The following is a 19,482-nucleotide window of genomic DNA, read 5'->3' on the forward strand; positions in this document are numbered from 1 at the left end:
CGACGCCGGTGCCCGTCAGGAGTCCGGAGCAGACGCTGGTGTCCATGAACGTCAGCGGTGGCTTCGCCGGGGTCGGCCAGTCGGTGGTCCTGCGGGGCGACGGCACGGTGCACGCCAGGGACGACCGCAAGGGCTCGACTGTGCGACGGACGACCGCGGCCGAGTTCAAAGAGCTGCGTCTGCTCCTCGGCGATCCGGCGCTGGACGACGTATCGGACTTCACGATGAACATGAGCGCCGCGGACATGTTCCAGTACGAAGTCCGCTTCGACGGCCGCACCGTCCACACGGACCGCTCCGCCGAGCAACCGCCCCTCGACGCGCTCATCAGTGCCCTGAGCGCGTATCTGCCGAAGGGCTGAGTGTCGGTTCCGTACTCCGAGGCAAGTACGCGCGGTTACCCCCGCCGTCAGACGCCCCGGGAGCCCCGGCCCGGCACCGTGGCTCGGGTGAAGCTGATTCGTCCCGCTCGCCGGGCCTCCCTCGTCGTCCATGTCACCGCCTCCGCCGGCTGGCTCGGGCTCACGCTCGGGCTGCTGGCGCTGGGGATCACCGCGACCACCACCGGGTCGGCGGTGACCGTCGAAGCCTCCGTCCGGACCATGAAGCTGTTCGCGGACTGGCTGCTGCTCCCGCTGGCGTTCCTCACGCTCCTCAGCGGCCTGCTGCTCTCGCTGGGCACGCAGTGGGGTCTGGCGCGGCATCGCTGGGTCTGGACGAAGTTCTGGCTGACGCTCGCCACGACCACCGCCACGGTCTTCGCCCTGCGCCCCGGGGTGGACTCCGCGGTCGCGGCCGTCGCCGCGGGCGGACCGCTGCCCGACGCCGGTGACGTGCTGTTCGGGCCGATCGTGTCCCTGTCCGCCTACGTCTTCATGACGGTGATCTCGGTCCTCAAGCCCTGGGGCCTCACCCGACGCGGCCGCAGGCTCAGGGCGACTCCCCGGCCCGCACCCGCGCCAGCACGTCTCGAATCATCTCGGCGCTGATCATGAAGTGCTCGCGGGCGATCTCCGCCGCCCGCTCCGGCTCCCCGGCCGCAATGGCCTCGTACAGGGCCGTGTGCCCCTTGCCGGCCCGGTGGTGGTGGGACCGCTCGCCCTTGCCCCAGGGTTCGATCGGGAAGCCGAGGCTGATCCGGGTGAGCAGGTCCCGGCTGAGCAGGGCGATCTGCGGATTGTGGGTGGCCGCGCAGATCGCCTGATGGAAGGCGCTGTCGGCGGCCTGCTCCGCGCGGGGGGTGCGGGCCGCCAGATGCGCGTCCAGCGCCTCCCGCATCGGCTCCAGATCCTCGGGGCGCCGACGCCGCGCAGCCGTCGCGGCCACCATCCCCTCCACCAGCCCGCGCAGATCGAAGAGTTGCTCGAACTCTTCCCACCGGGGCAGCAGCGTACGGCGGACCGCGGCGCCGGAGGACTCGCTCCAGCTGCCACGGACGAAGGCTCCCCCATTGCGCCCCCGGCGGATCTCGATGACGCCGAGGGCCTGCAGCCGTCCGACGGCCTCGCGCACGGTGGGCCGGCTGACGTGCAGCAGTGTGGTGAGTTCGCGCTCGGCGGGCAGCCGTTCGCCCGGCAGGAAGTCGCCGACGGCGATCGCGGTGAGCAGCCGGTCGGAGACCTCGTCGACCGCCGAGGCCACGCGCACCGGGCGCAGTGCCGACGACGCGTTGCCGCCGAGCAGTACCCGGTCGAGCACCCGGGAGAACTCGTCCCCCGGTTCAGGTGCGGATGTCAGTTGTCCTCCTCCGGATCGCCGCTTCTGTTAACGCGTGCGGCCCACGTGAATGTGTCGTTACGTCTTCCCCAGGCGCCACTAAAAGGTCTTGTGCGCTGACCTTTTGCCCAATCACTATCTCATCCATCCCCGTCACACCCAACGAGTTTCAGACAGCGGCCGGCGCTTTCCGGCCGGCCTGGGAGGCCTCACCGTGGCGATCCCCGAACCGAACCACACCGGCACCGTCGACTTCAACGGCTGGTCCACCTGGTACCGGCTCACGGGCGAACCGGGCAGGACACCCCTGGTGGTCCTGCACGGCGGACCCGGCGCCGGTCACGACTACACGCTCAGCATCGCGAACATCGCCCAGCAGGGCCGCCCCGTGGTGCACTACGACCAACTCGGCACCGGACGCTCCACCCACCTGCCCGACAAGGGACCCGACTTCTGGACCGTCCAGCTCTTCCTCGACGAACTCGACCACCTCCTCGAGGAGTTGGGCATCGCCGACGGCTACCACGTTCTCGGCCAGTCGTGGGGCGGCATGCTCGCCGCCGAGCACGCCGTACGGCGGCCGCCAGGACTGCGCGGCCTGGTCATCGCCAACTCCCCCGCGTCCATGGAGCTGTGGCTCCAGGGGGCTGCCGAACTGCGCGCCGGGCTTCCGGCCGAGATCCAGGAGACCCTGCTCGCCCACGAGACGGCCGGGACCACGGACCACCCCGGCTACCGGGCCGCCGAGCAGGTCTTCAACGACCGCCATGTGTGCCGACTGTCTCCCAACCCGCCCGAAGTACAGGCCACTTGGGACAACATCGCGGCCGACCCGACGGTCTACCACACGATGAACGGACCGAACGAGTTCCATGTCGTCGGAACCCTCAAGGACTGGTCCGTCATCGACCGGCTCCACCTGATCGAGGCACCGACCCTGCTGGTGTCCGGACGGTACGACGAGGCGACCCCGGAAACCGTCAAGCCCTTCGCCGACCACATTCCCGACGTGCGCTGGCACATGTTCGAGCACTCCAGCCATATGCCGCACGTCGAGGAGGAGGAGCTCTACCTCCGGGTCGTCGGCGAGTTCCTCGACTCCACCGACTGATCCCGGGAGTTGCCCGCCATGTCCGTGCCCCTGCCCCGTAACGCCAGACGAGGCGCGCTGACCGCCGCCGCCGTCGCGCTCGGTCTCACCGCCGCCGCTTGTTCGTCCTCCGACCCGGGCTCCTCCTCCGGCCCGAGCTCCTCCTCGTCCGGCTCCGGCACCTCCGCCTTCCAGCCGCAGCACCAGGGCGGCACCCTGAAGCTCGTCGCCCACGCGGCCGCGGGCACCCTCGACCCGCAGGTCAACTACACGCTCCAGTACTGGCAGCTGTACCAGTCCATGTACGACGGGCTGCTCGCGTTCAAGAAGGTCGGCGGACAGCAGTCGTTCACCGTTGTCCCCGACTTGGCCACGTCGATGCCGAAGGTGACCAACAGCGGCAGAACCTACACCTTCACGCTCCGCAAGGGCATCTCCTTCTCCAACGGAAAGGCGGTGACCACGGACGACGTGGTGGCGTCCTTCCAGCGCATCTTCAAGGTCTCCAGCCCCACCGCCGGCACCTTCTACAACGGCATCGTCGGAGCCGACGCCTGTCTCGAGAAGCCCGCCTCCTGCACGCTGGACAAGGGCGTCGTCGGGGACGCGAAGAACAACACGGTCACCATCAACCTCACCGCGGCGGACCCCGAGTTCCCGTACAAACTGGCCGTCCCGCACGCCGTGGTCGTACCGAAGGACTCGCCCACCAAGGACTCCGGCACCAAGCCGCTGCCGACGACCGGCCCGTACATGGCCGCCTCGTACGACCCGAACCGGGCGCTGAAGCTGGTGCGCAACCCGCACTTCAGCCAGTGGTCGCGGGACGCGGAGCCGCAGGGCTATCCGGACGTCATCGACTACACCTTCGGACAGACCGTGGAGTCCGAGGTCACCGCCGTCCAGAACGGCCAGGCGGACTGGATGTACGACCCGCCGCCCGCCGACCGGCTCAACGAGATCGGCACCAAGTACGCCTCGCAGGCCCATGTGAACCCGCTGACCGCGTTCTGGTACGCGACGCTCAACGTCAACATGGCGCCCTTCGACAACAAGTTGGCCCGTCAGGCGATCAACTACGCCGTCGACCGTTCGGCCGTGGTGCGGCTGTACGGCGGCAAGAACCTCGCCTCCCCCGCGTGCACGATCCTGCCGCCGGGCTTCCCCGGACACGTCGACTCCTGCGACTACACCAAGGGCGGCGGCACCACCTGGAAGGCCGCTGACCTGGCCAAGGCCAAGGAGCTGGTGAAGAAGTCCGGTACGGCCGGTCAGGAGGTCGGCATCGTCGTTCAGGACGACGACGTCAACAAGTCGATCGGGCAGTACCTGCAGAGCCTGCTCACCCAGCTCGGCTACAAGGCGACGCTCAAGCCGCTGTCGGCGAACATCCAGTTCACCTACATCCAGAACACCAAGAACAAGGTGCAGTTGGCGCTGACCTCCTGGTACCAGGACTATCCGGCCGCCTCGGACTTCCTCAACGTGCTGCTGTCCTGCGCCAGTTACCACCCGGGCAGCGACTCCAGCATCAACATCTCCGGGTTCTGCGACAAGGGCATCGACGCCAAGATGCAGACGGCGCTGAAGACGGCCCAGACCGACCCTCAGGGCGCGGACAAGCAGTGGGGCGCCATCGACCAGGCGATCATGGCCGAGTCCCCGGTGCTGCCGCTGATCAACCCGAAGATCGTCGACTTCACTTCGGCGCGGGTCGGCAACTACCGGTTCAGCAAGCAGTTCTACATGCTGGTGGGGCAGCTGTGGGTCAAGTGATCACGCTCCCGCCGCTCGGGACCCGGCGCTCGCCGGGTCCCTGGCGGACGGCCGCCGGCGCCCTGCTGCGCAACAGGCCGGCGCTGGTCGCCGCCGCGGCCCTGCTGCTCGTGGTGCTGGCGAGCCTGTGCGCCCCGCTCTACGCGGACCACATCGCCCACACCGACCCCTTCCAGTCCCATGTCTCCGGCACCACGGTCGTCGACGGCAAGAGCGTGCCGGTGCTCACCCCGAGCAGCACCGGTCTCGGCCTCGGTGTCACCCCGATCGGCCCGACCTGGGACCCCGCCCACTACTTCCTCGGCGCCGACAACCAGGGCCGCGACGTCATGGCCCGACTCCTCTACGGCGGCCGGACGAGCCTGTTCATCGGCGTCACCGCGGCCCTGCTGACCTGTGCGCTGGGGACGGCCGTCGGAGTCGTCGCCGGGTACGCGGGCGGTGTCGTGGACTCGGTCATCTCCCGGATCCTGGACGTGATCTGGGCGTTCCCGGTATATCTGCTGGCCATCTGCCTGTCGGTGGTCCTGTTGACCGATGGACTGAAACTGGGCCCGGTCACGGTCGAGGCGGGAAGCCTCTGGCTGCCCGTGACGATCATCTCGGCGATCTATGTGCCCTACGTCGCCCGCCCCTTGCGCGGCCAGGTCCTGGTGCTGCGCAACAAGGAGTTCATCCACGCGGCCGTCGGCTCCGGCGCGCCCACCCTGCGCATCCTGCGCCGCGAGGTGCTGCCGAACGTCGTGCCCACCGCCATCGTCTTCTTCCCTCTGATGACCGCGCTGGCCATGCTCACCGAGTCGGCCCTGTCCTTCCTGTCCGTCGGCGTGCAGCCGCCCGACGCCAGCTGGGGCACGATCATCCAGGACGGACTCGGACTCCTCTACACCCGGCCGACCGTCACCATCGCCCCGGGCCTGCTCATCGCCCTCGCCACGGCCGCCCTCAACGTCCTGGGCGACGGGGTGCGCGACGCCCTCGACCCGGGCGCCCGGCTGCGCGGAGGGGTGTGACCTCCATGCTGCAGTTCGCCCTCAAGCGCTTCACCTCGGCCCTGCTGGTGATGTTCGCGATCAGTGTGCTGGTGTTCCTGATCTTCTTCGCCACCCCGGGCGTCGACCCGGCCGCCCGTATCGCGGGCCGCAACGCCGACCCGGCCACCCTCGCCCAGGTCCGCCATTCCTTCGGCCTCGACCGGCCGCTGCCGATCCGCTATCTGCTGATGATGCGCCACCTGCTGATCGACCGGGACCTGGAGTCCTTCGTCAACCGCGGCTCCCGGGTCATCCCGCAGATCGTGCAGGCGACCCCGGTGACCCTGTCGCTGGTGATCGGCGCCGCGCTGATCTGGATGACGGCCGGCATCCTCATGGGCACGGCCGCGGCGACCTTGCGAGGCAAGGCCGCCGACCCCCTGATCATGCTGGTCGGGGTCGTCGGCGTCTCGCTCCCGGCCTACTGGCTCGGCGAGGTCGTCAACCTCATCACCCAGAAGCAGCTGCACGACTCGGTGTTCTCCTGGGTGCCACCGCCCGGATACGTCGATCTCGGCCACGATCCCGGCCAGTGGGCTCTGCACCTGCTCTTTCCCTGGCTGACCCTGGCCCTGCTGTACGCCGGGATCTACGCTCGTCTGCTGCGCGGCGAGGTCGTCAGCGCCCTCGGCGAGGACTACGTCCGCACGGCCCGCGCCAAGGGGCTCTCCGAGCGCCGGATCCTCGTCCGCCACGCCCTGCGCTGCTCGCTCATCCCGATCGTGTCGCTGTTCGGCCTGGACTTCGGCGCCCTCGTGGGCGGTGCCGCCCTGCTCACCGAGGTGGTCTTCGGCCTGCCCGGCATCGGCAAGCTCACCTATGACGCCCTGCAGAACCTGGACCTGCCCGTGATCATGGGCACCGTCCTGTACGCGGCGTTCTTCGTGGTCCTCGCCAACGCCCTGGTGGACATCCTGTACGCACGACTCGACCCGAGGGCCCGCCATGCCTGAACCTCTCCTGGACGTACGGGATCTGCGGGTCTCCTTCCGCACCCGCTCCGGCCCGGTCACGGCCGTCGACGGGCTCTCCTTCTCGGTCGCCCCGGGCGAAGTGCTGGGCATGGTGGGCGAGTCGGGCTCCGGCAAGAGCGTGTCCATGCTCGCCGGGCTGCGGCTGCTGACCAACCCGAACGTGACGGTGACCGGCGAAGTCCGCTTCCGTGGGCGCGACTTGCTCGCCCTGCCCGACAAGGAGATGCGTGCGGTGCGCGGCCGGGAGATCGCGATGGTCTTCCAGGACCCGATGACCGCGCTGACGCCCGTCTACACCGTGGGCTGGCAGATCGCCGAGCAGATCCGGGCGCACGAGCTGGTGTCCCGCAAGGAGGCACGGGCCCGCGCGGTCCGGTTGCTCTCCGACGTCGGCATCCCCGACGCCGCCTCGCGGGTGCACGCCTATCCGCACGAGTTCTCCGGCGGTATGCGCCAGCGCGCGGTCATCGCGATGGCCCTCTCGTGCAGTCCCGCGCTGCTGATCGCCGACGAGCCGACCACGGCGCTGGACGTCACGGTGCAGGCCCAGATCCTGGACCTGATGCGCGAGTTGAACACCCGCGGCTCGGCGGTGGTCCTCATCACGCACGACATGGGCGTGGTCTCGCAGATCGCCGACCGGGTCCTGGTCATGTACGGCGGCCGGGCAGCGGAGGAAGGTCCGCGCCGGGCGGTCTTCCACGGACCCCGGCACCCGTACACCTGGGGGCTTCTCGACTCGGTGCCCCGCGTCGGCGGACCCCGGCTGCGGCGGCTGCCCACCATCGCGGGCATGCCGGTGTCGCCCGGTGCCGTCCCGGAGGGGTGCGCCTTCGCGCCACGCTGCCGGTTGCGGCACGAGCGGTGCGAGGAGCGGCCCGCACTGGCCGGCGAAACGCATCGCGACGCGTGCTGGCTGCCGCCGGACGACCGGGAGTCACTGCGCCTGACGACAAGAACCGGCATCGACACGGAGGCGGCATCGTGACCGCACAGGACATCGCGGGGACGGGTGACGTCCTGTTGCGCGCCAAGGACGTCACCAAGCACTACCCCCTGGGCCGCAAGGTGCTGCGTGCCGTCGACGGCGTGTCCCTGGAGGTGCGCACCGGGGAGACCCTCGGCGTGGTCGGCGAGTCGGGCTGCGGCAAGTCCACCCTGGGCCGCTGTCTGGTCCGGCTCACCGAACTCACCGGGGGACGGGTCGAGTTCGACGGTCAGGACATCTCCGGTCTGTCCGCTCGCCGGCTGCGCCCCGTGCGCCCGGGCATGCAGCTGGTCTTCCAGGACCCGCAGGCCTCGCTCAACCCCCGCCGCCGCGCCGGGGACATCGTGGCCGAGCCGCTGCTCGTGCACCGCTACGGCGACGCGGCCGCGGTCCGCCGCCGGGTCGCCGAGCTCTTCGACATCGTAGGGCTGGCGGGGGCGCATCTGGACCGGTATCCGCACGAGTTCTCCGGCGGTCAGCGGCAACGCATCGGCATCGCCCGTGCGTTGGCCACGGACCCGAAGCTGATCGTCGCCGACGAGCCGGTGTCCGCGCTGGACGTGTCGATCCAGGCGCAGGTCCTGAACCTGTTCGCCGATCTCCAGGAGGAGTTCGCGCTCACCTACGTCTTCATCGCGCACGACCTCGGTGTGGTCCGGCATGTGTCGGACCGGATCGCCGTCATGTATCTGGGTGAGATCGTCGAACTGGCTGGGACGGAGGAGCTGTACGAGTCCCCCGCCCACCCCTACACACAGGCGCTGTTGTCGGCGGTGCCCGACATCGACGACGGCACCGACGCGCCGGTCCGGGAGCGCATCGTCCTCACCGGCGAGGTGCCCAACCCGGTGGACAAACCGACGGGCTGCCCGTTCCGCACCCGCTGCCCGTACGCCCGCGAGCGCTGCGCCGAGGAACGCCCCCGGCTCACGGCGACGCCTTCGGGCCGACTCGCCGCCTGCCACTACCCACTGACGGAATGAGTCCCTCAACTCCCTTTGCTGGGACGGGCATTGACGATGGAGGCAATCCGCGTAACCGTGTGGGTCCCCGCGAGGCCCCGGAGGTCGCCCATGCCAGCACCCCGTTCCGACGCGGACCTCGTCGCGCGTGTCCACGCGCTCCGGCCGTTGATCAGCGAGCACGCGCTGCGCGCCGAGGAGCAGCGGAGGGTGACCGCCGAGGTCGTCGCCGCGCTGACGGACGCCGGGGTGTACCGGATGAACGTGCCCCGGCGGTACGGCGGTTATCAGAGCCGGCCGCGTACCCAGGTGGACGCGTTGGCCGAGGTCGCCGCCGCGTGCGGTTCGGCCGGGTTCACGGCGCTGATCCAGGCCGGCTGCGCCTTCATCGCCGCGCTCTTTCCCGACGAGGCGCAGGACGAGATCTTCACGAGCCCCGACGTGCGGGTCGGCGGGACTCTCATCCCGGACGCCACGGCGGTCGCGACGGACGAGGGCTATGTCGTCAACGGCACCTCGGGCTTCGCCACCGGCTGCCAGGACGCCGACTGGCATCTGCTGACGGCGCGGGTCGAGTCCGGTGAGGGGCCGCCCGAGGTGCTCTGGACCGCCGTGCCCATGGCGGAGCTGGAGGTTCTCGACGACTGGTACGTCTCGGGGCTGGCCGGGAGCGGCAGCAACAGCGTCGTCGCGCGCGACGTCGTCGTGCCCGCGCACCGGGTCCTGCCCGTCGGGCCGCTGCTGGCGGGCGAGTTCCCCTCGAAGGCCAATGCCGACGACCCCTTCTACCGGATGCCCGTCCTGCTGATGTTCTGCGTCTGGACCGCGTCCCACGCGCTCGGTGTGGCCCGGGGCGCCCTGGCGGGGTTCACCGAGCGCATCCATCGGCGGGGCATCACGTACACCTTCCACCAGCGGCAGCACGAGGCCGCCGTCACCCATCTCCAGTCGGCCGAGGCCGCGATGAAGGTCTCCTGCGCCGAGCTGCTGACGAGCGACCTCGTCGCCCGGATCGAGGCCGGTGAGCCGTTCACGACCGAGGAGCGGGCGAAGATCCGCGCGCAGACCGGCTTTGCGGCACGGCTGGCCAAGGAGGCCGTGGATCTCGTCGCCTCCGCCTCCGGGGCCTCCTCCCTGCATCGGGAGGTGCCGATCCAGCGGGCCGTGCGGGATGTGCAGGCGCTGAATCTGCATTCGTTCGTCAATCCGGCGACCAATCTGGAGCTGTACGGACGGGTCCTCGCCGGGCTGGACCCGGGCACGCCGTTCCTCTGAGCGGAGGAGGTGATCGAGACCACAAAGGAAACGGCTCCGTTTCGATGACGGAGGGGTATTCTGAGGTCCAGGTGAACGAAACGGTTTCGTTTAGAAGGAGCCGGCATGACCTCCGTACTCATCGCCAGCGATCAGTCCCTCCAACGCCACGGCCTGCGCATCCTGCTTGCCGCCGAGCCCGATCTGACCGTTGCCGGTGAAGCCCGCAGCGGAACCGAGGCAGTCCGGCTGGCCGCCGTGCTGCGCCCGGACGTCGTCCTGCTGGACGGCCGTAGCCATGAGACGGAAGGCACCGAGGTGATCCGCCGGATCACCCGGCCCCCGGCCCTCGCCGTGTCGGACCAGCCCGTCAGCCCGGCACGCGTCCTGGTCCTGACCCCCACCAGCCACGAGGGCCACGCCTACGCCGCCCTGCGCGCCGGAGCCGGCGGCTTCCTCCCCCAGGACGCCACCCCCGACGAACTGATCGCCGCCATCCGCGTCGTCGCCACCGGGGACTCGGTCATCACCCCCCATCTGACCCGCGCCCTCATCGACACGGTCCGGCAGCTGCAACCCCTCGGCCCCAGCGCGTCGGGCGTGGGGATCGACACCTTCACCCAGCGGGAGCGCGACGTCCTGACCGCCGTCGCCTCCGGCTGGTCGAACGCCGAGATCGCCGCGCGGCTGTCCATCGCGCCGACCACCGTCAAATCGCATGTCAGCCACATCCTCGCCAAGATCGGCGGACGCGCCCGCGTCCAGGCGGTGACCTTCGCCTACGAGTCCGGGCTGGTGCGTCCGGCGGCCTGAGAGGTTTGCCGCGCCGAGAAGTGGTCAGGCGCGTGGGATGTCCCAGGTACTCATCACAGCAGTCACTTCCGTCAGACACGTATCGGCCGACTTCCTGCGCGGTGCGCAGGGGGCGGTGTGGTGAGCGCGGACACGGACGTTCCGCCCAGGACACCCCGGCAGGACACGGCACCGCGGACCGAGCCGGTGAAGCAGCGGGACGCGTTCTTCGACAACGCCAAGTATCTGGCGATCGTGCTGGTGGCGACGGGGCACGCGTGGGAGCCGCTGCGCGACGGCAGCAGGACCGTCTCCGCGCTCTACATGCTCGTCTACGCCTTCCACATGCCCGCGTTCATCGTGATCGCCGGCTACTTCTCCCGGAGTTTCGACGCGAGCCCGCAGCGGCTCAGGCGGCTGGTGACCGGGGTCGCCGTCCCCTACGTCGTCTTCGAGACGGCGTACACCTTCTACACGCGGTGGACCGACGGGGTGCCGGACCGCCCGGTCAGCCTCCAGGAGCCGCTGTATCTGACGTGGTTCCTGGCCGCGCTGTTCATCTGGCGGCTGACCACCCCGGTGTGGCGCTCCGTACGGTGGCCGCTGCCGCTCGCCCTCGCCGTCGCCATGCTGGCGACCACGGCACCTTCCATCGGCGAGGACTTCGATCTCCAACGCACCCTGCAGTTCCTGCCGTACTTCGTGCTCGGCCTGTGCCTGAAGCCGGAACACTTCCGGCTGATCCGGCGCTGGAAGGTGCGGATCGCCGCGGTCCCGGTATTCGCAGGCGCGCTCGCGGCGGCGTACTGGGCGGTGCCGCGGATGAGCGGCGCCTGGTTCTACCACCGGGACAGCGCCCAGGAACTCGGTGCGCCCGCCTGGTACGGCCCGTTCATGACCCTGGTCGTCTTCGCCTGCTCGACGCTGCTGGTGGCCTGTTTCCTCTCCTGGGTGCCCGGGCGGCGGATGTGGTTCACGGCGCTGGGCGCGGGCACGCTGTACGGCTATCTGCTGCACGGCTTCGTCGCCCAGGGCTCCAAGTACTGGGGCTGGTACGACCCCGCCTGGCTGTACGAGCCGCTCGGCGAGATCGTCGTCACCGTCGTCGCGGCCGTGATCGTGACCGTGCTGTGCACACCGCCCGTGCGCAGGACGTTCCGGTTCGTCATGGAGCCGGACCTGAAGTGGGCCTTCCGCGGCGACCGGACCCGGGAGCGTGTCGTCCTGCGCGCATGAGGCTCAGCGCGGCGCCGGAGTGGTGGCCGGCGAGGACGGCGGCCGTGAGGTGCCCGCGACCGTGGGCGGCGGAGTGACCTCCGGCAGCCGGGTCTCGCCGCCCGACGGGATCGTGGTGATGATCATCACCACGGCCACAGCGGCCGCGGCGATCAGGACGAGCGCCGTGAGCAGCCGGGAGCGCGGGTCGCGCGGCTGCTCCCGCACCGGCTCGGGCCGTGCGGCCACCGCGGTCAGGAACGCCACGATCTCGTCCGCGCCGGGCCGCAGGGCCGGGTCCTTGGCGAGCAGCCTGTGCAGCAGGGGCGTCAACGGGCAGTCGGCGCCGGGAAGTTCGGGCTCCTCGTACACCACGGCGAGGAGCGTCGCCGGCATCGAGGGCCTGGTGAACGGGGAGTGGCCGGTCAGGGCCGTGCAGAGAGTGGCGCCGAGCGACCACCAGTCGGAGGCGGGTCCCGGGTCACGGCCGGTGGCACGCTCCGGGGGCATGTACTCCGGGGAGCCGATCACCATGCCGCCCTTCGTCAGGCCCTGGGCGTTCTGGAGGGCGGCGATACCGAAGTCGGTCAGGACGACGCGACGGCCGGGGCCGAGCAGCACGTTGCCCGGTTTGACGTCACGGTGCAGCACCCCGGCGGCGTGCACCCGGCGCAGCGCCTCGGCGAGCGCGAGACCGATCCGTGCCGTCTCCCGGACGCCCAGCGGGCCGTTTTCGGCGACCGACCGCTCCAGCGAGGGCGCCTCGACTAGCTCCATGACGATCCACAGCCGGTCGTCCTCCTCGGCCACGTCGTAGACGCGGACCACGCCCGGGTGGTCGATGCGCGCACTCGCCCTGGCCTCGCGCAGCGCCCGCTCCCGACGGGTGCCCAGGTCCTCACCCGCGTCCGGGCCGTCGAGCCACAACTCCTTGACCGCGACCGGCCGTTCGAGCATCTCGTCCCGCGCCCGCCACACCCGTCCCATGCCGCCCTGCCCGACCCGCTCCCCCAGCCGGTACCGGTCCCCGATTCGCATGGGTGTTCACCTCCCCGCCCCTCCCATGACAGCACAGACCACCCGACACCGGACAGGGCACAACTGCGCCTACCCCCACGGCCGGTCGGCACCCCTGTTTGCTACGCTCCCCGAGCCTCCCGCGGGGGAAGTCCGGTGAGAGTCCGGCGCTGACCCGCAACGGTGTGCGCGACCGTGTGTCGCGTGAGCCCGATCGCCCGTGGGTGGTGCGACCCGTTGACTGCTCGCCGAGGACTGCGAGAGGGGACCGCACGGCCCCGGGTCGTACGGGCCGGCTCCTTGACGTTCATCAGGCGGCCCCACTCGAAGGACCGCCCCGACCGTGCGCCGAAGTCCCGTCCCGAGCCGAATACCCCTGTCCCCGTTGGTGATCGGGGCGGCACTGCTCCTTCTGGTGTCCCTGGTCGGCGGCGTGGGGCTGGGGGCCGCCGGGATCGGCTGGGCGGAGGTCTTCCGCTTCCTGTGGGCCGGGCTGACCGGCGGGACCGTGCACGCCGACGACGTCGCCGCGTACACCATCGTCTGGGAGATCCGGCTGCCGCGGGTCGTGCTCGGTGCCGTCGTCGGGGCGGGGCTCGCGGCCGTCGGGGTGGCCGTGCAGGCGATGGTCCGCAACGCGCTCGCCGACCCCTTCGTGCTCGGCATCTCCTCCGGCGCCGCGGTGGGCGCCAACGCGGTCATCCTGCTCGGCGCGTTCGCCGGACTCGGGATCTGGGCGCTGTCGGTGGCGGCGTTCGGCTCGGCGCTCGCGGCGATGGTGCTGGTCTACGCCGCGGCCCGGACTCCGCACGGGCTGACCCCGCTGCGGCTGGTTCTCACCGGTACCGCGCTGGCGTACGGCTTCGAGGCGGTCACCACGGTGATGGTGTTCGGCGCGGCGCGCGGTGAGGCGGCCCGGTCGGCGCTGATGTGGCTGCTCGGCAGTCTGGGCGGGGCGAGCTGGGCGCAGGTGCCGCTCGTCGCCGTGACCGTGGCGGCCGGGTGGGCGTGGCTGCGGTGGCGGGCCGAGTCGCTCAACGCGCTGGCCATGGGCGACGAGACCTCGGCCGCGCTCGGCGTCCGTCCGACCCTGCTGCGACGGGAGTTGTTCCTCGTGACCGCCGCGGTGACCGGGACCGTGGTCGCGGTCAGCGGGGCCATCGGGTTCGTCGGGCTGATGGTGCCGCATGTCGTACGGATGCTGGTCGGCGCCGACCACCGGCGGGTGCTGGCCGTGGCACCGCTCGCCGGGGCCGTCCTGCTGGTGTGGGCGGACGTGCTGTCCCGGCTGCTGCTGGCGCCCGCCGAGCTGCCCGTCGGAGTGATCACCGCCGTGGTGGGTGTGCCCGCCTTCCTGCTGCTGATGCGGCGCGGCGGCTATGCGTTCGGAGGCCGCTGACGATGAGGCTCGACATCGAGGATGTGACGGTCGAGATCGCCGGGGTCCGGATCGTGGACGATCTCCGACTGGCCGTGGACAGTGGGGCGTTCGTCGGGCTGGTCGGCCCCAACGGCAGCGGCAAGTCGACGCTGCTGCGCTGTGTGTACCGGGCGCTGCGGCCAGCCGGGGGCGTGATCAGGCTCGACGGGGAGGACGTGCACACGATGCCGGCCCGGGACACTGCCCGGGTGCTGGCGGCGCTGCCCCAGGAGTCGTCGGCGGAGTTCGACTTCACCGTCGCCGAGGTGGTCGCCATGGGGCGGCTGCCGCACCGGGACCGTACGGCCGCTTCCGATGCGGAGATCTGCGCGGAGGCCATGCGGCGGACCGGTGTGAAGCATCTCGCCGGGCGGGGGTTCCTCGCCCTGTCCGGCGGTGAGAAGCAACGCGTCCTGATCGCCCGGGCCCTCGCCCAGCGGCCCCGGGTGCTCGTCCTCGACGAACCCACCAACCACCTCGACATCGCCCACCAGTTGGACGTGCTGTCCCTGGTGCGCGCCAGCGGCGTGACCGTGCTCGCCGCCCTGCACGACCTCAACCTGGCGGCCGCGCACTGCGATGTCCTGTACGTGATCGCGGGCGGCCGGGTCGTCGCGTCCGGCCCGCCGCACGACGTGCTTCAACCGGCCCTGCTCGCCGAAGTGTTCGGGGTGCGCGCGCATCCCGTACGGCATCCGGAGACCGGTGCCCTCCAGCTTCTGTTCGACCTGCTCCCGTAGAGACCTTGAGGACCCCCATGCGCAAACTGCTCGCCGCCGCCCTGTGTCTCGCCGCGACCGCCACCGGATGCGGTGCGTCGGTCGAGACGACGCCGAAGGACGCCAGGTCCTCGTCGGTCACTCTCACCAACTGCGGCCAGAAGGTGACGTTCGACAAGGTCCCCGAGCGCGTCGTCACCAACGATGTCGGGATCACCGAGCTGATGTTCGCGCTCGGTCTGGATGACCGGATGGCCGGGTTCGCCATGCCCGACGACAAGGGCGACCTCGGCGGTGTCCCGTGGAAGGACGGCTACGACAAGGTCAAGTGGCTCTCCAAGGACCAGCTCACCAAGGAGAACGTCCTCGACGCCCGCGGCGACATGGTCTTCGCGGGCTGGAACTACGGCTTCCGCGAGGACGCCGGCTTCACCCCCGACGCCCTGAAGAAACTCGGCATCCCCTCGTACATCCTCACCGAGTCCTGCCGCAACGGCCGGACGAAGACCTCGCGCGGCATCATGCCGCCGCTGGAGGCCCTCTACACCGACCTCACCAACCTCGGGAAGCTGTTCGGCGTCGAGAAGCGCGCGGCCACGCTGATCTCCGGGTTCAAGAAGGAGGTCGCCGACGTCCGTGCCGAGGCACCGGCGAAGAAGCCGACGGTGTTCCTCTACGACAGCGGCCAGGACCAGCCCTTCACCTCCGGCCGCTACGCCGCCCCCGACCAGATCATCGGCGAGGCCGGCGGTGTCAACGTCATGCACGACGTGCAGGACTCCTGGACCACGGTCGGCTGGGAGAGCGTCGTGGAGCGGAACCCCGACACCATCGTGATCTGCGACTACGGCGACGTCAGCGCGGAGCAGAAGAAGAAGTTCCTGCTCTCCTACCCCCCGCTGCGCAACGTCTCCGCCGTCAAGCACCGGCGGATCTTCACGCTCGACTACGTCGACCTGGTCGAGAGCCCGCGCAATCCCTCGGCGATCGCCCGGCTCGGCGCGTATCTGCGGACGGCCGGGTGACGGCCGGAGAACGGCGTCTCACGGGCGCCGGTACAGGGCGGGGTCGGGGTGCGGGGTGAACCCGAGCTCGCGGTAGAGCGGTTCGCCCTCGGCGGAGGCGTACAGGTCCACGCGCGCGACCTCGCGGTCCCGGAACCAGTCGAGCAGGCCCCGCATGAGCGCGCGGCTGTGTCCGCGCCGCCGGTGCGCGGGGTCGGTGATCACGCCGATGACCTGCCCGATCCGGCCGTTGTGCAGATGCGGCCCCGGCAGCCGTTGCTCGATGGTGCCGATCCCGCAGGCGGCGAGGCCGCCGTCGGCGCCGTCCACGACGAGGATGCGTACGCCGTCCGCGGTCAGCTGCTCCTTGAGCACCACGGCCAGGGCGTCCAGCCAGCCGTCGTCCGCCGCCGCGGGGTCGAAGAAGTCGCCTCCGAGGTGCTCGAACAACAGAATCCGCAGGCGGACGAGTTCGACGAGGTCGTACTCCACGGCCTGGCGTACGTCGGATCGGGGTCCGGTGCGTTGTTCCATGACCATGACCCTGATGTAATGACCTTATGCACCTCAACCCTTACGGCGAGGATGCCGTGAATCTGGCCGCCGACCTGGCCAACCGCCGCCCGGCGAGCGCCGGGGAACTCGCCGACCGCTGCCGTGCCGCCGGTCTGGTGGTGGAGGGCCCGGCCACGCCGGAGGACCTGGAGCGCACGGGGGAGGTACTGGACGCGTGGGAGAAGGTCGTCGACACCACGGACGAGCACGAGCGCGCCGAGCTGGTCAACCGGATGCTGGCCACGGCCGCCGCCTACCCTCGGATGACCAACCACGTCGGCACCGGCTGGCATCTGCACTACCGCGACGAGGGACAGTCGCTCGGCGGCGTGCTGTTCTCCCTGATCGCCGTGGGCACCGCACTCCACCTGGCGGGACGCGGCGTGCACCGCCTCAGGCGCTGCGCCGTGACGGAGTGCACCACGATCTTCGCCGACACCTCACGCACGGGCAGACAGCGCTACTGCTCCCCACGCTGCGCCAACCGCGACGCCGTCCGCCGCCACCGGGCCCGCGTCGCCTAGAGGTACCGAACAGCTGTCGGCCGCGGTGCGAGCGCACCGCGGCCGATCACGTCGGAGAGGGTCAGTCCTGGACGGGCTTGCCCCGGCCCCACGCCCAGGCGAGGCGGTCTGCGCCGGACTGGTTGGTGGTGGCCAGCCAGGGCTTGGCCGGCGTACCGGTCAGCTTCTGGATCGAGTACGTGTCGTCGGTCCGCAGGCCCGGCCAGTACACGGAGCCCATCTTCAGCTCGCGGAAGGTGTCGGTGACGGCCTGGATGAAGTTGACGTAGTTGTCGTCCGGGGTCGGCACGTTGTAGTTCAGGCCGGTCGTCATCGGGGCGCCGAACTCGTCCGCGACGGTCCGGTTCGCGCAGTCCCCGATGCGCACCTTGAGGTCGGCGACCCACTCGTCGTAGGTGGCGTACGACTTCCAGAAGCCGTAGTGGTGCAGCGACAGGTACGTGCCCTTGAGGCGCGGGTCGGCGCAGACCGAGGTGACGTGGTCGTTGTAGCCGGCGCCGCTCACGAAGACCCGGTTGCGCGGCACCTTCGAGTAGGTCTGGAGCCACTTCGCCGCTATGTCGGCCCACTCGGTGTCGGTGTAGCCGTGGGGCTCGTTCATCGGCTCGAAGTAGACCTTCGAGTTGTTCTTGTACGCCTTCACCACGGTGTCCCACATGGGCCAGTAGGTGGCGGTGTCGTCGATGTAGCCGTCCTTGCGCTCCCCCGTGCCCTCCCAGTAGGACACGATGACCTTGAAGCCCTGCGCCGTCGCCGCGTCGATGACACCGCGGTACGACTTCCAGTACGAGCCGTTGACGGTGTACGGGTTGATCGGCAGCCGGACCGTGTTGGCGCCGATGTTCGCGCGGAACGCCGCGATGATCCGGCTCGACTTGGTGTACGTCTCCCGGTAGCTGTCCGAGGTCGACAGGCCGGACAGCTGGAGCAGGTCGTCGGCGAAATTGTCGCGGGGGTCGGCCCAGTTGACGCCCTTGAACTGGGTGGTGTCGGTGCTCGGTGCGGCGGAGGCCGGGCTGCCCGCCAGGGTGGCGCCGGTGACGGCGGCGACCGCGACCGCGGCGAAAGTGGTACGCAGTCGGGGGGCGAGGCGGGTACTCACAGGGGTCTTGCGCATCGACGAGCCCTTCCAGGACGACAGCATGTTTACGTAAACATGACGGCGCCGGAATCGTGACATCCGCCCCAGCAGCCGTCAAGGTTTCCCACACGTAACATCCGAAGCGCCGCGCAACAGCGCTCACACCGGATCGAAGGAGGCATCAGTGGTGGAACGGGGTGGCTCCGACGTGCCCGGCGGGCGCCGTAAGCAGCGGGTGTCCATGGCCGACGTCGCCGCGCTCGCGGGCGTCTCGTCCCAGACGGTCTCACGAGTCGCCAACGGCCAGCCCGGGGTGATCGACTCGACGCGGGAGCAGGTGCTCGCGGCGATGCGGGAGCTCGGCTACCGGCCCAACAGTGCGGCCCGCGCCCTGCGTTACGGCCAGTTCAACACCATCGGCGTGATCCTCTTCAGCCTCTCCTCCACCGGCAACAGCCGTACCGTGGAGGCGATCGCCACCCACGCGGCGGCCGAGGGCTACGCGATCACCCTGATCCCCATCGACGTCCCCACGCAGGACAATGTGCTGGGGGCCTTCACGCGCATGGGCGAGCTGGCCGTCGACGCCGTCATCGTCATCATGGAGATCCGTCTCCTCGACGCCGGCACCGTCCAACTCCCGCCCGGCGTCCACGCCGTGGTCGTGGACTCCGACGCCGGCGACCGCTACACCGTGGTCGACACCGACCAGGCGGACGGTGCGCGCAAGGCCGTACAGCATCTGCTCGACCTGGGCCATCGCACCGTATGGCATGTCACCGGTCCGCAGTCCTCCTTCTCGGGTCAGCGCCGGACGCAGGCGTGGCGCACGGTGCTGGAGGAGGCCGGACGTCCGGTGCCACCGGCGCTGCACGGCGACTGGTCGGCCGAGTCGGGGTACACGGCCGGACTCACGCTCGCCGAACAACCCGACTGCACGGCCGTGTTCGCGGCCAACGACCAGATGGCGCTGGGGCTGTTGCGCGCCTTCCACGAGCGTGGCCGCGCCGTCCCCGACGACATCAGCGTGGTCGGCTTCGACGACATCCCCGAGGCCGGGTTCTTCGTGCCGCCCCTGACCACCGTCCACCAGGACTTCGCCGAGGTGGGCCACCGCTGTGTGCAGAAGGCGCTCCAGCAGATCCGCACCCGGGGCGGCTCCCGGCCGGGCACCGACCTGGTCCCGACCCGACTGGTGCTCAGACAGAGCACCGCACCCCCACGGGGCTGACTGTCACTCGTCCGGGTCGGTCTGCTCCCTCTCCTGCTGTCGGTCGGCGGCATGGCCACGGCGGTGTGAGTGACGGTCCGCTTCGACCTGCGGAGTGGCGGCACTGCTGCCCTCCCTGGGCGGTACGTAT

General features: G+C 70.4%; 20 protein-coding genes and 1 riboswitch. Of the genes, 16 read left to right on the forward strand and 4 right to left on the reverse strand.

The genetic code is table 11. From position 1 onward, the window contains the following. Positions 1–44: 44 nt before the first annotated feature. Both OHU89_RS07750 and OHU89_RS07755 read left to right on the forward strand, forming a co-directional pair. On the forward strand, positions 45–362 hold the full coding sequence (locus tag OHU89_RS07750) for a hypothetical protein (protein ID WP_405641120.1): 318 nt from the start codon (positions 45–47) through the stop codon (positions 360–362). An 87-nt stretch (positions 363–449) separates the two neighbouring features. Then, the gene (locus tag OHU89_RS07755; protein ID WP_405641122.1) at positions 450–989 is read left to right on the forward strand and encodes a DUF2269 domain-containing protein; all 540 of its coding nucleotides are present in this window, start codon (positions 450–452) and stop codon (positions 987–989) included. On the opposite strand, the gene OHU89_RS07760 is transcribed toward OHU89_RS07755, so the two are convergent. Beyond that, positions 931–1,698: a FadR/GntR family transcriptional regulator gene (locus OHU89_RS07760; protein ID WP_405641124.1), complete on the reverse strand. Its 768-nt coding sequence runs from the start codon at positions 1,696–1,698 to the stop codon at positions 931–933. The two genes, OHU89_RS07755 and OHU89_RS07760, sit on opposite strands and share 59 nt — an antisense overlap. A 232-nt stretch (positions 1,699–1,930) precedes the next feature. On the opposite strand from OHU89_RS07760, the gene OHU89_RS07765 reads away from it, so the two are divergent. The 9 genes from OHU89_RS07765 (at position 1,931) to OHU89_RS07805 (ending at position 11,822) form a co-directional block, all read left to right on the forward strand. Then, positions 1,931–2,827: a proline iminopeptidase-family hydrolase gene (locus OHU89_RS07765; RefSeq protein WP_405641126.1), complete on the forward strand. Its 897-nt coding sequence runs from the start codon at positions 1,931–1,933 to the stop codon at positions 2,825–2,827. Positions 2,828–2,845: 18 nt separating this feature from the next. Then, a complete protein-coding gene (locus OHU89_RS07770; RefSeq protein ID WP_405641128.1) occupies positions 2,846–4,582 on the forward strand; it encodes an ABC transporter substrate-binding protein in 1,737 nt (578 codons plus the stop codon). Next, complete coding sequence (locus OHU89_RS07775) at positions 4,570–5,595, forward strand: ABC transporter permease (protein ID WP_405641130.1); 1,026 nt, start codon at positions 4,570–4,572, stop codon at positions 5,593–5,595. Before OHU89_RS07770 ends, OHU89_RS07775 begins: the two co-directional genes overlap by 13 nt. A gap of 5 nt (positions 5,596–5,600) precedes the next feature. Next, entirely contained in the window at positions 5,601–6,569 is a 969-nt protein-coding gene (locus OHU89_RS07780) for an ABC transporter permease (protein ID WP_405641132.1), read from the forward strand. Next, positions 6,562–7,578 (forward strand): ABC transporter ATP-binding protein, encoded by a 1,017-nt coding sequence (locus OHU89_RS07785; RefSeq protein ID WP_405641134.1) that lies wholly within the window; start codon positions 6,562–6,564, stop codon positions 7,576–7,578. The genes OHU89_RS07780 and OHU89_RS07785 overlap by 8 nt, the downstream gene beginning before the upstream one ends. Beyond that, the gene (locus tag OHU89_RS07790; RefSeq protein WP_405654373.1) at positions 7,572–8,561 is read left to right on the forward strand and encodes an ABC transporter ATP-binding protein; all 990 of its coding nucleotides are present in this window, start codon (positions 7,572–7,574) and stop codon (positions 8,559–8,561) included. Before OHU89_RS07785 ends, OHU89_RS07790 begins: the two co-directional genes overlap by 7 nt. 90 nt (positions 8,562–8,651) lie before the next feature. Then, positions 8,652–9,815: an acyl-CoA dehydrogenase family protein gene (locus tag OHU89_RS07795; RefSeq protein ID WP_405641136.1), complete on the forward strand. Its 1,164-nt coding sequence runs from the start codon at positions 8,652–8,654 to the stop codon at positions 9,813–9,815. A gap of 105 nt (positions 9,816–9,920) precedes the next feature. After that, positions 9,921–10,607 carry a LuxR C-terminal-related transcriptional regulator gene (locus OHU89_RS07800; RefSeq protein WP_405641138.1) on the forward strand — a complete coding sequence of 229 codons (687 nt, stop codon included), beginning with the start codon at positions 9,921–9,923 and terminating at the stop codon, positions 10,605–10,607. 120 nt (positions 10,608–10,727) lie between these two features. After that, positions 10,728–11,822, forward strand: a complete 1,095-nt coding sequence (locus OHU89_RS07805; RefSeq protein ID WP_405641139.1) for an acyltransferase family protein — start codon at positions 10,728–10,730, stop codon at positions 11,820–11,822. Positions 11,823–11,825: 3 nt separating this feature from the next. On the opposite strand, the gene OHU89_RS07810 is transcribed toward OHU89_RS07805, so the two are convergent. Continuing rightward, on the reverse strand, positions 11,826–12,839 hold the full coding sequence (locus OHU89_RS07810; RefSeq protein ID WP_405641141.1) for a serine/threonine-protein kinase: 1,014 nt from the start codon (positions 12,837–12,839) through the stop codon (positions 11,826–11,828). Positions 12,840–12,963: 124 nt separating this feature from the next. Further along, a riboswitch (cobalamin riboswitch) is annotated at positions 12,964–13,038 on the forward strand. Between the two features lie 123 nt (positions 13,039–13,161). Here OHU89_RS07810 and OHU89_RS07815 point away from each other — a divergent pair. The 3 genes from OHU89_RS07815 to OHU89_RS07825 are packed head-to-tail and all read left to right on the forward strand — an operon-like array spanning position 13,162 to position 15,982. After that, positions 13,162–14,217, forward strand: a complete 1,056-nt coding sequence (locus tag OHU89_RS07815) for a FecCD family ABC transporter permease (protein ID WP_405641143.1) — start codon at positions 13,162–13,164, stop codon at positions 14,215–14,217. Between the two features lie 2 nt (positions 14,218–14,219). Further along, positions 14,220–14,978, forward strand: coding sequence for an ABC transporter ATP-binding protein (locus OHU89_RS07820; RefSeq protein WP_405641145.1), 759 nt, complete (start codon positions 14,220–14,222; stop codon positions 14,976–14,978). Positions 14,979–14,995: 17 nt separating this feature from the next. Further along, positions 14,996–15,982, forward strand: coding sequence for an ABC transporter substrate-binding protein (locus OHU89_RS07825; protein WP_405641147.1), 987 nt, complete (start codon positions 14,996–14,998; stop codon positions 15,980–15,982). Positions 15,983–16,000: 18 nt separating this feature from the next. On the opposite strand, the gene OHU89_RS07830 is transcribed toward OHU89_RS07825, so the two are convergent. Further along, a complete protein-coding gene (locus tag OHU89_RS07830) occupies positions 16,001–16,495 on the reverse strand; it encodes a GNAT family N-acetyltransferase (protein WP_405641148.1) in 495 nt (164 codons plus the stop codon). A 26-nt stretch (positions 16,496–16,521) separates the two neighbouring features. Between OHU89_RS07830 and OHU89_RS07835 the strand changes: the two genes are divergently transcribed. Next, positions 16,522–17,040, forward strand: coding sequence for a CGNR zinc finger domain-containing protein (locus tag OHU89_RS07835; RefSeq protein WP_405641150.1), 519 nt, complete (start codon positions 16,522–16,524; stop codon positions 17,038–17,040). Positions 17,041–17,101: 61 nt separating this feature from the next. Here the strand turns inward: OHU89_RS07835 and OHU89_RS07840 are convergent, their stop codons facing one another. Next, positions 17,102–18,157, reverse strand: coding sequence for a glycoside hydrolase family 5 protein (locus OHU89_RS07840; RefSeq protein WP_405641152.1), 1,056 nt, complete (start codon positions 18,155–18,157; stop codon positions 17,102–17,104). 148 nt (positions 18,158–18,305) lie between these two features. On the opposite strand from OHU89_RS07840, the gene OHU89_RS07845 reads away from it, so the two are divergent. Further along, entirely contained in the window at positions 18,306–19,352 is a 1,047-nt protein-coding gene (locus OHU89_RS07845) for a LacI family DNA-binding transcriptional regulator (protein ID WP_405641154.1), read from the forward strand. The last annotated feature ends 130 nt before the right edge of the window (positions 19,353–19,482 follow it).

The sequence above is a fragment of the Streptomyces sp. NBC_00019 genome, assembly GCF_045041015.1.
GTDB lineage: Bacteria > Actinomycetota > Actinomycetes > Streptomycetales > Streptomycetaceae > Streptomyces.